At 57.7% G+C, this 13,682-nt stretch carries 14 protein-coding genes and 2 tRNA genes; 14 read left to right on the plus strand and 2 right to left on the minus strand.

The window, feature by feature from the left end; translation table 11 throughout:
- Positions 1 to 453 precede the first annotated feature (453 nt).
- From ACNSPV_RS02770 to ACNSPV_RS02815, 10 genes are all read left to right on the plus strand, one after another.
- Entirely contained in the window at positions 454 to 1,803 is a 1,350-nt protein-coding gene (locus tag ACNSPV_RS02770; protein WP_348584705.1) for an ABC transporter substrate-binding protein, read from the plus strand.
- A 121-nt stretch (positions 1,804 to 1,924) separates the two neighbouring features.
- Complete coding sequence (locus ACNSPV_RS02775) at positions 1,925 to 2,848, plus strand: carbohydrate ABC transporter permease (RefSeq protein ID WP_005944588.1); 924 nt, start codon at positions 1,925 to 1,927, stop codon at positions 2,846 to 2,848.
- A 15-nt stretch (positions 2,849 to 2,863) separates the two neighbouring features.
- Positions 2,864 to 3,838, plus strand: coding sequence for a carbohydrate ABC transporter permease (locus ACNSPV_RS02780; RefSeq protein ID WP_154256055.1), 975 nt, complete (start codon positions 2,864 to 2,866; stop codon positions 3,836 to 3,838).
- Positions 3,839 to 3,855: 17 nt separating this feature from the next.
- Positions 3,856 to 4,785: a dihydrodipicolinate synthase family protein gene (locus tag ACNSPV_RS02785; RefSeq protein ID WP_249238145.1), complete on the plus strand. Its 930-nt coding sequence runs from the start codon at positions 3,856 to 3,858 to the stop codon at positions 4,783 to 4,785.
- 71 nt (positions 4,786 to 4,856) lie between these two features.
- Positions 4,857 to 5,306: a YhcH/YjgK/YiaL family protein gene (locus ACNSPV_RS02790; RefSeq protein WP_249238144.1), complete on the plus strand. Its 450-nt coding sequence runs from the start codon at positions 4,857 to 4,859 to the stop codon at positions 5,304 to 5,306.
- Positions 5,307 to 5,309: 3 nt separating this feature from the next.
- Positions 5,310 to 6,014, plus strand: coding sequence for an N-acetylmannosamine-6-phosphate 2-epimerase (locus ACNSPV_RS02795; RefSeq protein WP_348584704.1), 705 nt, complete (start codon positions 5,310 to 5,312; stop codon positions 6,012 to 6,014).
- A gap of 15 nt (positions 6,015 to 6,029) precedes the next feature.
- Complete coding sequence (locus tag ACNSPV_RS02800) at positions 6,030 to 6,959, plus strand: ROK family protein (RefSeq protein WP_348584703.1); 930 nt, start codon at positions 6,030 to 6,032, stop codon at positions 6,957 to 6,959.
- A gap of 6 nt (positions 6,960 to 6,965) precedes the next feature.
- A complete protein-coding gene (locus ACNSPV_RS02805; RefSeq protein WP_339395341.1) occupies positions 6,966 to 7,604 on the plus strand; it encodes a GDSL-type esterase/lipase family protein in 639 nt (212 codons plus the stop codon).
- A 468-nt stretch (positions 7,605 to 8,072) separates the two neighbouring features.
- Positions 8,073 to 8,552 (plus strand): hypothetical protein, encoded by a 480-nt coding sequence (locus ACNSPV_RS02810; RefSeq protein WP_348584702.1) that lies wholly within the window; start codon positions 8,073 to 8,075, stop codon positions 8,550 to 8,552.
- Positions 8,553 to 8,850: 298 nt separating this feature from the next.
- The gene (locus ACNSPV_RS02815; RefSeq protein ID WP_249238140.1) at positions 8,851 to 9,168 is read left to right on the plus strand and encodes a DUF6465 family protein; all 318 of its coding nucleotides are present in this window, start codon (positions 8,851 to 8,853) and stop codon (positions 9,166 to 9,168) included.
- Positions 9,169 to 9,310: 142 nt separating this feature from the next.
- On the opposite strand, the gene ACNSPV_RS02820 is transcribed toward ACNSPV_RS02815, so the two are convergent.
- Both ACNSPV_RS02820 and ACNSPV_RS02825 read right to left on the minus strand, forming a co-directional pair.
- On the minus strand, positions 9,311 to 9,964 hold the full coding sequence (locus ACNSPV_RS02820) for a metallophosphoesterase family protein (protein WP_348584701.1): 654 nt from the start codon (positions 9,962 to 9,964) through the stop codon (positions 9,311 to 9,313).
- A gap of 37 nt (positions 9,965 to 10,001) precedes the next feature.
- A complete protein-coding gene (locus tag ACNSPV_RS02825) occupies positions 10,002 to 11,927 on the minus strand; it encodes a BMP family ABC transporter substrate-binding protein (RefSeq protein ID WP_348584700.1) in 1,926 nt (641 codons plus the stop codon).
- A 172-nt stretch (positions 11,928 to 12,099) separates the two neighbouring features.
- Here ACNSPV_RS02825 and ACNSPV_RS02830 point away from each other — a divergent pair, with 172 nt between their 5' ends.
- The 4 genes from ACNSPV_RS02830 to ACNSPV_RS02845 all read left to right on the plus strand — a co-directional run bounded on the left by ACNSPV_RS02830 (position 12,100) and on the right by ACNSPV_RS02845 (position 13,539).
- Positions 12,100 to 12,663 carry a DUF1643 domain-containing protein gene (locus tag ACNSPV_RS02830; RefSeq protein WP_249238137.1) on the plus strand — a complete coding sequence of 188 codons (564 nt, stop codon included), beginning with the start codon at positions 12,100 to 12,102 and terminating at the stop codon, positions 12,661 to 12,663.
- Between the two features lie 40 nt (positions 12,664 to 12,703).
- Positions 12,704 to 13,234: a phosphatase PAP2 family protein gene (locus tag ACNSPV_RS02835; protein ID WP_348584699.1), complete on the plus strand. Its 531-nt coding sequence runs from the start codon at positions 12,704 to 12,706 to the stop codon at positions 13,232 to 13,234.
- Between the two features lie 146 nt (positions 13,235 to 13,380).
- Positions 13,381 to 13,454 (plus strand) — tRNA-Arg (locus ACNSPV_RS02840).
- 8 nt (positions 13,455 to 13,462) lie between these two features.
- Positions 13,463 to 13,539: transfer RNA gene (locus tag ACNSPV_RS02845), tRNA-His, on the plus strand.
- Positions 13,540 to 13,682 lie beyond the last annotated feature (143 nt).

A 13,682-nucleotide genomic window follows, 5' to 3' on the forward strand; every position in this document is an offset into this window, starting at 1 on the left:
GCGCAGCAGTCCACAGACCCGGAACCGCTGCCGACCGTTTCATTCACCTTCTATAAAAAGTATAAAAGAATCACCCCCGCTTCGCAAGAGACGCATTGCCCACATTTTGGCCTGCAGTTCTGTGCAGAGCACACAGTTTTGATGGAAAAACAGGCCATTTTGTGAAAAACCTTTTCAATTTTACATTTTTGTTCAGAAATTCTTTTTCACCACAGAAGTGATAGGTTTGTACCATTTTGTAATAAATTCAGGAGAGTAAAGGGAGCTTTTCTTTGCATTTTATCATATATCCCACATTTTTGTGCACTATGCATATTGCTGTTCTGAAAATTTATGAAACCCGTGAATGGACAAAATGAAAATATTTTTCTATAATGGAGCCATCAAGAGCGGCCGCTGGCACGGCAGGCCGCCATCAACGTGAAGCATCTTGAATGCGAAGGAGAAACTACTATGAAAAACTGCATTTCCCGCCGTTCGTTCCTGAAGGCCGCTGGCATTCTGGGAGCAGCCGGCGCTCTGGCCGCCTGCGGCGGTTCTTCCAGCTCTACCACCGCTGCTTCTTCTGCACCCGCAAGCTCCGCTGCAGGCGCAGCCGCTTCCTCCACCAGCATCAAGCTGTGGACATACCCCATCGGCGGCTGGGGCAATGACGAGACCGTTCAGAACCTCGTTTCCAGCTTCAACGCCAAGTATCCTGACATCAAGGTCACTGTGGAGTATCTGGACTACACCAACGGCGACGATCAGGTGAACACCGCCATCGAGGGCGGCAGCGCACCCGACCTGATCATGGAAGGTCCCGAGCGTCTGGTTGCAAACTGGGGCGCAAAGGGCGTCATGGCTCCGCTGAACGACCTGTGGACCGACGATGCCAAGAAGGACATCTACGAGTCCGTTGAGTCTGCCTGCAAGGATACCGCCGGCAACTACTACGAGTACCCCCTGTGCATGACCGCACACTGCATGGCCGTGAACATGACCAAGGTCAAGGAAGTGGGCGCTGACCAGTACATCGATACCGACAAGCACACCTGGAGCACCGACGGCTTCCTGAAGACCGTTGACGCCCTGTACAACGGCGGTTACGAGAACGTTGCAGCCATCTACTGCGCAGGTCAGGGCGGCGACCAGGGCACCCGCGCCATCATCAACAACATGTACGGCGGCACCTTTACTGATGCAGCCCACACCAAGTACACTGCCGACTCCGCCGAGAACATCAAGGCCATCCAGACCCTGCACGACACCAAGGGCATCAACTTTGACGCTTCCATCGCAGGCGGCGACGAGATCACCCTGTTCCGCAACGGCACCCTGCAGATGGCTTTCTGCTGGAACATTGCACAGCAGGCCAACAGCGACAACAACGACGCCGGTCTGACCAACGATGGCGACGAGATCTTCCCCATGGCCTTCCCCACCGAAAGCGGCGACCCGAAGCTGTGCGGCGGCATCTGGGGCTTCGGCATCTTTGATAACGGCGACGAGACCAAGATCGAAGCAGCCAAGACCTTCATCGACTTCATCGCGGCCGACCCCGATCAGGTCAAGGACAGCGTGCTGGCTTCCACCTACTTCCCGGTCCGTACCAGCGTGGGCGATATCTACGCCGACAACGAGATCATGAGCGAGTACAGCAAGTTCATGGCTTATCTGGGCGACTACTACCAGATCACTCCGGGCTGGGCAACTGCTCGTACCGAGTGGTGGAACATGCTGCAGCGCGTTGGTTCCGGTGAGGACGTTGAATCTGCCGTCAAGACCTTTGTTGATAACGCAAACGCAGCTGCTCAGGCATAAGCCCATCCACTCTGCCGGGGGCAGATAATTACTGATTCTTCGCCCCTTCCTCGAAGATCCCGACGAGGGAGGGGCTTTATTTGTGAAAAAAGCAAAATAACATCTCGACCGGAAAGGAACGGTGATTCTTTTGGCTGCAAAAACGGCGATCAAAGAGCCCAAGCGCAGCAGTGCGCTGGTACGGCGCGAAACCTTTGCCTCCTACTGTTTCCTGCTGCCCAGCCTGATCTTCTTCCTGGGTTTCGTCATCTATCCCATGGTGCTGTGCGTGGTGACCAGCTTCTTCGATTCCACCATGAACCGTGCCGATATCTTTGTGGGGCTTGCAAACTATAAGGAACTGTTCACAGACCCCATCTTTCTGGGTGCCTTAAAGAACACCTTCATCATCGTGGTGGTGTCGGTGCCCGTCACCTGCGCCTTCTCGCTGTGGGTCTCCTCTGCCATCGTAGACCTCCCCGAGTGGGCCACCAGCCTCTTCCGCTGCGTGTTCTACCTGCCCGTCGTCACCGGCTCCGTGGCCGTTACCGTGGTGTGGAAGTGGATGTACAACAACTACTACGGCATCTTCAACTATCTGGGCAAGACTCTGGGCCTCATTGACAAGAACATCAACTGGCTGGGCGATGAGCGCTTTGCTCTGGGCTGCATCATCCTGATCCTGCTCACCACCTCTGTGGGCCAGCCCATCGTGCTGTACGTTTCCGCTCTGGGCAATGTGGACCAGTCCATCGTGGAAGCCGCAGAAGTGGATGGTGCCACCGATTTCCAGTGCTTCTGGAAGATCAAGTGGCCCGCCATCATGCCCACCACCCTGTACATTCTGGTCATTACCACCATCAACTCCTTCCAGTGCTTTGCGCTGATCCAGCTGCTGACTTCCGGCGGCCCCAACCACAGCACCGATACCATCATGTACTACATCTACTACACCGCCTTCAAGCTGTACCGCTACGGCTACGGCAACGCAATGGGTGTGGTGCTGGCAGTCATCATCGCCATTCTGTCGGCTGTTCAGTTCAAGCTGGGCAACCAGGATAATTAAAGGAGGTGCCGGACAATGAGTGCAAATGCCGCTGCAAAAAAGCAAAAACCGTTGAAGCGTCACCCCAGCAAGCTCAAGAAGATGAGCGCCTACATGATCCTGACGCTGATCCTCATCAGCATCGTTGCGGTGCTGTTCGCCTTCCCGCTGTACTGGATCATCACCGGTTCCTTCAAGACCGGTGCCGCCATCAACGCCACCACCCCCGAATGGTGGCCCAGCCAGTGGGTGCTGACCAACTATCAGAAGCTGTTCTCCGGCAAGAGCGCCCCGCTGTGGCAGCTGGCTGTGCCCTTTGGCTCCAAGTTCAGCGCTAACGGCGAGCCCATCTACTTCTCGGTAGGCCCCACCGCTCCCGCTGCCATCCGCTGGATGATCAACACCGTGTTCATGGCCGTCATGTCCATGATCCTCACCTGCATCACCGCCGCCATGGCCGGCTATGCACTGGCAAAAAAGCGCTTTGTAGGCCGCAAGCTGCTGTTCACCCTCATCGTGTGTGCAATGGCTCTGCCCAAGCAGGTCATCCTGATCCCCCTGCTGCGCGAAATGAGCTCTTTGAATCTGTACAACACCATCTGGGCCGTTATCTTTCCCATCGTGGGCTGGCCCTTTGGCGTGTTCCTGATGAAGCAGTTCAGTGAGGGCATCCCCACTGAGATGCTGGAAGCGGCCCGCATCGACGGCGCAAGCGAGGCCAAGACCTTTATCGACATCGTGCTGCCCATGGTCAAGCCGGGCATCGGTGCGCTGGCCATCTTCACCTTCATCAACAGCTGGAACGACTACTTCATGCAGTTGATCATGCTGTCCAGCACCAGCAACCTGACTATTTCTCTGGGCATTGCAAAGCTGCAGGCTGAGAACAGCACCGACTTTGGCCTGATCATGGCAGGTGCCGCACTGGCTGCTGTGCCTATCATCATCATCTTCCTCATTTTCCAGAAGTACTTTACCAAAGGCATCGCAATGGGTGCTGTTAAGGGCTAAGAAAGGATTATGTAACCATGAAAGACATTACAAAGTATCAGGGTGTCATCCCCGCCTTTTACGCCTGCTACGACGCAGAGGGCAATATTTCTACCGAGGGCGTCAAGGCCCTCACCCGCCATCTGATCGCCAAGGGCGTCAAGGGCGTGTATGTAGGCGGCTCCTCCGGCGAGTGCATCTACCAGCATGTGGATGAGCGCAAGGCCGTTTTGGAAGCCGTGATGAGCGAAGCCAAGGGCAAGCTGACCGTCATTGCGCATGTCGGCTGCAACAATACCGCCGACAGCGTAGAGCTGGCCCGCCATGCCGAGAGCGTGGGTGTGGACGCCATTGCATCCATTCCCCCCATCTACTTCCACCTGCCGGAGTACGCCATTGCAAAGTACTGGAACGATATGTCCGCTGCTGCTCCCAACACCGAGTTCGTCATCTACAACATCCCGCAGCTGGCAGGCACCGGCCTGACCATGAGCCTGCTGAAGGAAATGCTGAAGAACCCCAACGTGATCGCAGTGAAGAACAGTTCCATGCCCACCCAGGACATCCAGATGTTCAAGGATGCCGGTATCGCCGCCCGCGGCGAGGGGAATTTTGTGGTGTTCAACGGTCCCGATGAGCAGTTTGTTTCCGGCCGCGTCATCGGCGCAGACGGCGGCATCGGCGGCACCTACGCCGTTATGCCCGAGCTGTATCTGGCCATGAACGATCACATCAACAAGGGCGAGATCAAGCAGGCTCAGGAGATCCAGTACGAGGCCGACCGCATCATCTACAAAATGTGCGAAGCCCACGGCAACCTGTACGCAGTGCAGAAGGAGATCCTGCGCCGGATGTACGGTCTGGAGCTGGGCGGCGTGCGTGAGCCGATGCCCGGCCTGATCCCGGAAGATGAAGCCATCGTGGCCGAAGCACAGGCCATGATCGAAGCTGCCATCGCAAAGCTGTAAAATTGAAGCAGCGCCCCTCTCCGTCTCTTTTCAGAGGGGAGAGCGGGCGCTTATTTTTGGAGGGACGTTTTATGATCTGTGATACCCTGCAGCATCTGACGCGCTACAAGGGCCTTTGCAAAAATCTCGATACGGCCATTGATTACCTGCTGACCCACGATCCTGCCAGCCTGCCGCTGGGCCGCACCGAGGTGGATGGCGAGGAAGTTTTTATCAACACGATGGATGCCACGCTCCATTCGGACGATGGCTACCACCCGGAATATCACAAAAAGTACGCCGACCTGCAGCTCGACATCACCGGCAGCGAGGGCTGGGGCTTTACCACAAATCCCGGCAGGGAGATCGGCGATTTTACCGGCGACTGCGGTTTTCAGGACAGCGCCAGTGTCGTGACCGGTGCACTGGGTGAGGGACGCTTTGTGCTGTTCTTCCCCACAGAGCTGCACAAACCCGGCCTTGTACAGCACGGCTGTGTGGGCGTGCGCAAGGCTGTTGTAAAGATTCGGATGGAGGATTGAACGATGGATAAGGAAAAGCTGTTTGCTCAGATCAAGGGCGGTCTGATCGTCTCCTGTCAGGCACTGGAGACCGAGCCCCTGTACACGAAAGAGGGCGGCGTGATGCCGCTGATGGCAAAAGCCGCCGCCATGAGCGGCGCTGTGGGCATCCGCGCCAACACCGTGCGGGACATCACCCAGATCAAGCAGGTGGTGGATCTGCCTGTCATCGGCATCATCAAAAAGGACTACCCCGGCACGCCCATGTACATCACCGTCACCATGAAGGAAGTGGACGAGCTGGTGGCCTGCGGGGTGGACATTCTTGCCGTGCAGGGCACCGGTGCCCTGCGCCCGGACGGCTCCACCTCTGCTCAGTTCATCCGCGCCATCAAGGCAAAGTACCCCGACCAGCTGGTGATGGCCGACTGCGACAACTTTGAGAACGCCATGGCCTGCGCCGAAGCCGGTGCCGACTTTGTGGGCACCACCATGCGCGGCTATACCCCGGAGACCAAGGGCATTGACGATATCGACTTTGATTTCGTCCATAGGCTGGCCGCAGAGTGCCCGGCAAAGGTCATTGCCGAGGGCCACATCCACTACCCGGAGCAGGCGGTCAAGGCGCTGGAAGCCGGTGCATTCGCACTGGTGGTGGGCGGTGCCATCACCCGCCCGGCAGAGATCACGGCCCGCTTTACCGGTGCCATCAACGCCGCAAAAAAATAAAATGGAGTGTGCCGGATGAAACAGTATTTTGGCATTGATATCGGCGGCACCGCCGTCAAGCTGGGCATCGTGGACGAGACCGGCAGGGTGCTGCTCAAGGGCGAAGAGAGCGTCAGCTTTGACGGCTACCAGACGCCTGTTCTCACCACCGTGCGCAGGGCCGCAAAGGAGTTTTTGACCGCAAATTCCATCCCGGTGGAAAGTCTTGCGGGCATCGGCGTTTCGGCCACCGGTCAGATCGACAGCCGCAAGGGCATCGTGGCCGGTACCTGCGGCAACTTTCCCAACTACATCGGCAGCCCTATCAAAGCTGCGCTGGAAGAAGACTTCGGCCTGCCCGTCACAGTGGCCAACGACGCCAACTGCATGACGCTGGGTGAAGTGTGGGTCGGTGCCGCACAGGGCTGTACGGACGTCATCGGCGTGACACTGGGCACCGGCGTGGGCGGCGGCATCCTGACCGGAGGCCGTCTGCTGGAGGGCGCGCGGGGCCTTGGCGGTGAGCTGGGCCACTATCGCACCCACGCGCTGGACGGTGTGAACTGCACCTGCGGCGCAAAGGGCTGCTGGGAACGCTACGCCGCCACCACCGCGCTGGTGCGCGCCGCACAGGAAAAAGACCCGGCATGGAAGGATGGCCGCGCCATCTTTGCTGCCGCAGAAGCAGGCGACGAAACAGTTCTTGCCCTGCTGGATGCATGGACGGACGAGATCGCACAGGGCCTTGCCGGCATGGTGCACATCTTCAACCCGCAGCTCATCCTGATCGGCGGCGGCGTGAGCGCGCAGCAGAAACTGCTGATCGACCCCATTGCCGCAAAGGTGAAAGCATCGGTCATGCCCGCCTTTGCAGAGGGGCTGGAAGTGCGTGCCGCTCAGCTGCACAACGACGCCGGTATGGTGGGCGCAGTGTACTACTTCCGACAGACCATGGAAAAGGAGTAATTGTATATGAAAACACATATCCTCTGTCTGGGTGATTCCAACACCCACGGCTACTGTGCCGACCCCAACGACTGCGCCGACCACGGCATCCGCTTCAATGAAGAGGAGCGCTGGACCTGCCGCCTGCAGAAGGCACTGGGCGAGGAATATCTTGTGACGGAAGAGGGCCTTTCCGGCCGCACCACCGTGTTTGTGGACCCCATCCACGAATCCATGGATGCCCTCAGCGTCATCTATGCCCTGCTCAAGAGCCATGAGGTCATCGACCTGCTTATCATCATGCTGGGCACGAATGACGTCAAAGAGCGCTTTGGTGCCAACGCCGCCTGCATCGCTGCGGGCATGGAGCGGCTGATCCTCAAAGCCAAGAGCGTGGACTGCTGGGGCACCAAGCAGCCCAACATTCTGGTGGTGGCACCTCCTCCCATCGGCGCAGGCTTCCACGACGCTGTGATGGGCGATGGCTGTGTGGAAAAATCTGCTGGTGTAGCCGGGCAGCTCCGCATCATCTGCGAGCGGCAGGGCGTGCACTTCCTGGACGCAAAGGACTGCGAGTTCAATCAGGTGGACTTCATGCACCTGACCCGCAAGGGTCACGCACAGCTGGCGGAGCTGCTGGCTGCAAAGGTTCCTGAGTTGGTTTAATTTCGTCTTTTGTCCCCTCGAAAGAGGGGACTTTTATTTTAATATTTTTTGTAGAGCACAGTCGCGTACTTAAAGTTTCGCTCCTTTTGCAAAGAACATCTCCGCCGAGTATGTACTCTTTTGCGCGCACAAAAGAGTACCAGAAAAGCGCCCGCTACTTTCGAGGCGCGGGAGGCGGCGGGTTGCGGCTCCCTGCGTTTGCTTCGTGCCTTGCGCGGCACTCGCATCCTGCAGGCCGCTGCCCCAACAGCTCCTCCCTGTTTCGGCCGCTGGCCGCGGTCGTCGCCGTTGCAAACTAGGGGCTACTCGCCCCTAGTAACCCCAAAGCAGTTGGGCTCCATACAAAAAATCCAAGTCGCTACGCTAGAGGATTTTTTGTGTTCCGCCGATTTAAATATTTCCCGCTTGTAAACAGCTATAAAATCGGCTATACTTTCCGCAGAAAGATCCATTGAAAGGAACTGTGCCATGCCTGAACTTTTAAAAGCGCCTGTCACCCCTGCCCAGCAGGCAAGAGATGCCCTTCTCGGTGCCCTTGTGGGGCTTGCCCGGGCCACCACTAGCGAGCCCAAAACGGACGACACCGACGAGGTGCTGAACGCCGGTCTTCGTCTTGCCGCACAGCCGGATGCACCGGAGGAAAAGCTGCACCGGATGCTGGAGACCGTACACACCGAAAAGCACCGCGTTGCCCCGGGCTGTGCCTCCTGCGCCATGCCCTGCGGCAACACGAACGATTACGACCTTGCCCGCCTGTGGGCCGCACCGGAAACGATCCGCACCCTCAAACTGCAAATGCTTTCCGCCGCATTCGCACTGGCCCAAAAGCGCCCGCAGGGGCAGGCGCAGACCGCCGTTTATCAGCTGCTGTTCACCCTTGCAGAGGACTGGGATGCGGAGCTTCTTCTGCCCGTAGTGCAGCACGCGCAAAAGCTTTGCCGGGAGTAAATCGGCACCCGGAAACCGCGTTTTTAACCCGAAAGGTTTGTACTTTTCGGCTTCCTCGGAGGTGCTGTGAAAAGTCTGCCTTTTTCTGTGCTTTGGCGGTATTTGTACGGCACTGCGTCCGCAAAAAGCATTCCGGACAGTTTGTTTCCCGATTTCCTGCCTTTTTCCGAAAGTTTTTTGCAAAAAAGACTTTACAAACCATTTCCAAAAACATATTATATAAGTAATATATTTCATGGAGCCAATGCTGTGCAACCCATTGTGCAGCATCCAAATACGATCAAGGAGGGGTTCATCTATGCCCGAAAAGAAAAAGACCGCAGCGGCTGCTCCTGCTGTGGAAGCTCCTGCCGCTGAGGCCAAGGAGACGAAGGAGACCAAGACCCGCAAATCCGCCAAGGCCTCTGCACGCCGCGGCCGTCCCCCGCTTGCACCGGAGCTGTACGTGGAGTTCAGCGGCAAGCAGTACAACGTGACCGATATCATTGACCGCGCCAAGGCCGATTACCGTGCCACCCACAAGGTGGGCGTGCAGTCCTGCAAGGTCTATATCAAGCCTGAGGAAGGTGCCGCCTACTACGTCATCAATAAAGTTTCCGGCAAGCTGGAGCTGTAATTTTCATCTTGCTTTTTCCGGCCTGCGGCGATGCACTCCGCACCTGTTCCGCTGCGGGCCTTCCGTTCCCACAAATGGCTCCATTTCAATTGCAAAAGCAGCCCTGCACCATCACGATGCAGGGCTGCTTTTTTGTGATGTATTACACCCCAAACCACTTTTTCCAGAACGGGTGGTTCCGGATCTCAGGGTCCGGGTCCGGGATCTCAAACACATAGCGCTCCGTGGCATTGATGACCGTCGTCCCGCCGCGGGTGCACACGCGCGGCAGCTTGGCATCATAGTTCAGGTGCACATGCCCGTGTACGAACCACTGCGGCTCGTATTCGTCCATCAGATCGTTGAAGCATTCAAACCCCTTGTGGGCGCGGTCTGTACTATCATTCAGACCCGCTGCCGGCGAATGGGTCAGCAGCAGATCGATGCCTCCCACCTGATGAGCCCTGCGCGAGAGCTTGTGCGCACGGCGGCGCATTTCCCGTTCCGTATACTGAAAGCTGTCCTCCCGGTTGTTGTAGCGGATGCTGCCGCCCAGCCCCATGATGCGCAGGCCCTTCCACACATAAACGCTGTCGTCTACACAGATGCAGCCGCCGGGCTCATTTTCGCGGTAGCTGCCGTCGTGGTTGCCGTGGACATACAAAATAGGGGCTGCTGTAAAGTTTGTAAGGTATTCCAGATACTTCTGCGGCAGGTCTCCACAGGAAAGGATCAGGTCGATCCCCTCCAGATGTTCCCGGGTACCGTAATCCCACAGCGCTTTAGAGGGCACATCCGAAATTGCAAGAATTTTCACTTCAGGTTTGCTCCATTCTCTCTCGGCCGCGGGCCGCTTATTTTATAAATCCTTTCAGGGTATTGATGCCGTTGATGGACATCAGCGTATGGGTTTTGACATCCAGCTCATCGTAGTGGGGCAGTCCGCCTTCCACGCATTCGTCCAGCCAGTCCATCTCCATCAGCTCCTTGGGGCTGTAGAGGGTGGCTTCCGGCGAGTGCAGCACATGCCCCTGCGCGAACAGGTCTTCCGGGAAGATGCGCAGATCATCCTCGTGCAGCATCTTTTCCATCAGATCCAGCAGCTGCAGGGTGCCTGCGGGCAGGTCTTTGTTGTAATCGATCTCCTCTGCACCGCTGCGCATGCCCCACCAGTAATTCACCGCCCGGGCACCGGCAGCATCGCTGTCCCATGCACCGTCAAAAATGGAACGCACGATCTCGATATAAAACGTATCCCACCGCCACACGGGCAGGCCAAGCGGCTGCAAACTGCCGTCCGGCATGCGGCGCACAAGGCCGTAATCCCGGTGGGTGCCTTCCGGCTCGCGGTTATCGCGGGCATAGAAGATCTCCACATCCTGCCGGTCGGAGAAATCCAGCGGGTGCGCCGGGTCCTGCAGGCAGGCCCAGCGCAGCACCACTTTTGCTTCCGGGCGCACGGTCTTCAGGCCCTGCGCAAAGGCATTTACTGCCGCCGGGATGCCATACACCGGGTTTGCCGCCACATAACCCACGCGGTCGGTCCTTGCCATCACGCCGGCCAGCATTCCCAGCAGATAGGTCACTTCATACGTGCGGGGATAGTAGGTGCGCACCAGCGGATGCGGCGCGTTGAGCGAACAGTTCAGGATGCGGGTCTTGGGGTGCTGGGCCGCCACCTTCAGGCAGGCGGTATGCATCCGGGCACTTGAGGTGAACACCACGTCGGCATTGTCGTGGGCCACATCCTCCAGCACCTGCTCCGCGTCCACCTCGGGCTCGATGTTCTCTTTGCGGGTGATGAATACCCGGTCCGGGAACGCCTGCTGCAGCGCTTCGATGCCCTTGTCGTGGGCGCGCACCCATGCGCTGTTTTCGGCGTTGTGCTCGTGCAGGAACACCACCTTCAGCTCGCTGGGCTTTGTAAAGATGTTCAGCTTTGCCAGCAGCGGTTCGCCGGGGCCCTGCTTCGGCTCCAGCGAAAGGGCCACGGCCTGCGGCTCGGTGAGCACCTTCACCTCATCCCACAGCTTTTCCAGATTCTGCTTCATCTGGCTGGGCGTGCTCTCGCAGGCGTCCGCGTAACGGTAGACCGACAGATACACCAGCATGGCATCGCCGGCAGTCAGATTCAGTCCGCCGCCGCCCAGAGCCAGAAACTGCTGGCGGAACATGGTATAGAAGGAGGAAAAGCTCAGCCGATCATCATCCGTCCAGCTTTCTCCGCTGGCCTTGCACACCAGCGTCTGCAATTTTGCGTAACCCCCCAGACGGGAGAAATGCACATCGTTGACCTTGGAGAGCTTGTAAAAATCCAGAAATTCGTAGTAGATACGGTTTTCCAGACTGTCGTTCCGTTCCGGGACGAGCCGCGTGACCGTGCCCGCGATCCTGACCGCATCAAAATACTTGAGCACCGATACCCGCTTGTTGCCTTCCTGCACATAGAATTTGTTCAGGAACTCATAGGCGATGATGGGGGTGTGGATGCCCTCGTCCAAATGCGCATCGCAGAGGTTCGACCACTTGCCTGCAAACTCGGTGTCCGGCTCCAGCAGGGGCATAAAGTTCGGTGCAAAGGCGGTGTGACGGCCGCTGGTCTTTGTGCCGACGATGCTTTCCGCCGGGATCTCCACAAGGCCCAGCGGCTCCTGCGCCACAATGTTCACATTGACCAGAATATCGTCCAGCACCGCCAGATACGGCGACTGGCCGCGCGCCACGCAGGCGCGGTAAGCACGCTGGCCGCTCTTCAGTGCGTTCTTGTAATCTTCCAGCATAGTTGCTCCTTTTTTTCAGCTGCAATGCGCTGCAGCCAGCTGCCGCAGCGTCCTGCTTCAGTATACCATGAAATTTGATTTTATGGGAGGATTTTCCGCACAAAAGAGTTGATTTATCCTGCACTTTCAGGTACGATAATAGAAAGTAATTGATGATAGGAGCAGCTCACCCATGCAGACCGAACAGATTCCCGTTCTCAAGGCCGACGAATACCCCGGCGGCATCTGGTATTACGAACCCCATACATACCAGCCCTACCGCTATGTGCTGGGCCGTGTGGGCCGGCACCCGCTGGTGTGCATCGGCATCAACCCCAGCACCGCACAGCCCGGCGCACTGGACCCTACCCTGAAAAGTGTGGAGCGTCTTGCCGCCGCCAACGGCTTTGACAGCTGGATCATGTTCAATGTATATCCCCAGCGCGCCACCGACCCAAATGATATGGATCGCGTGCCGGACCGTGCCCTGTGCGACGAAAATCTGCGCTGGCTCCGGGCAGTTCTGGCCCAGACCGAACCCACCATGTGGGCGGCATGGGGCACCCTGATCGAAAAGCGGGACTACCTGCCCGGCCTGATGCGGGAAATGGTCGCCCTGACCCGGGAAAGGGAGATCCCATGGGTCACCTTTGGCCGACGCAGCAAAAAGGGACATCCCCATCATCCGCTGTATCTGCGCAAGGATTCCACCCCGGAGCCCTTTGATGTGGAAAACTATCTGGATACCTGCTTTTGACCTGTTGTAAAAATTCCGACCTGATGCGGAGGGATCTGTTTTGACTGCAGAACATTATCACGCCCTGCACAGCTGGATGGATGCCCACCCCGCTGTCAGCCGCTGTGTGGTGGCGCTGGACCGCTGGCTGCCGCTCATCCCCTTTGTATGCTACCCCGTGCTGCTCTGCCTGCTGAATGTCCGGCTGTTCCATCTGCTGGGCAGTCAGGCTGCGCTGGACTTTATGGTGACCATTGCGCGCGCGGTGTTCGTACCGGGGTTCACCTTCTGGGGCGGCACCATCCTGCGCGATAAGCTCAATCTGCCCCGCCCCTATGAGCAGCCCGGCTTTGAGCCCTTGCGCCGCAAGGAAACAAAGGGACACTCCTTTCCCTCCCGTCATGCGCTGAGCGCCGCCGTGCTGGCCATGGTGTGGATGTACTTCTACCCGAAAGCCGGCTGGGCGATGGTGGGCATCACCGTGCTCATCTGCATCGGCCGGGTGCTGACCGGCGTGCATCACATCCGGGATGTCGTTGGCGGAGCCGTGCTGGGTTTTGCGTTGGGCTATGCGGGCATGTGGCAGCTGTAAAGGCCGGGTCTGGCAGGTTTTGAAAAAAGAAAAAAGAATTTTGCATTTTATGCTTGACAGAATGGGGGCCATATGGTATTATACTTCTCGCAGCGTGTGCCGACACACAGCTGCCGCCATAAAGGAACCCAATGGGATAACAACGTGCGCCCGTAGCTCAGGTGGATAGAGCAACTGCCTTCTAAGCAGTGGGCCGGGGGTTCGAGTCCCTTCGGGCGCATCTATGTGGTGCCCATAGCGTAGTCGGTTAACGCGCCAGATTGTGGATCTGGAGACCGTGGGTTCGAGTCCCACTGGGCACCCCACCAAAAAATCCGCTGATGCTTTGCATCGGCGGATTTTTTATTTGGCGGGATGCCCAGTGGAACTCTGCCCCCGCGCCAATATTTTCTGCTAAAAAAGCATGTGCAGACCCTTTGGAGAACTGTAGTTTCCCGGGGTCTGCACA

This window comes from Faecalibacterium sp. 3 (genome assembly GCF_048323735.1).
In the GTDB taxonomy this organism is placed as follows: domain Bacteria; phylum Bacillota; class Clostridia; order Oscillospirales; family Ruminococcaceae; genus Faecalibacterium; species Faecalibacterium wellingii.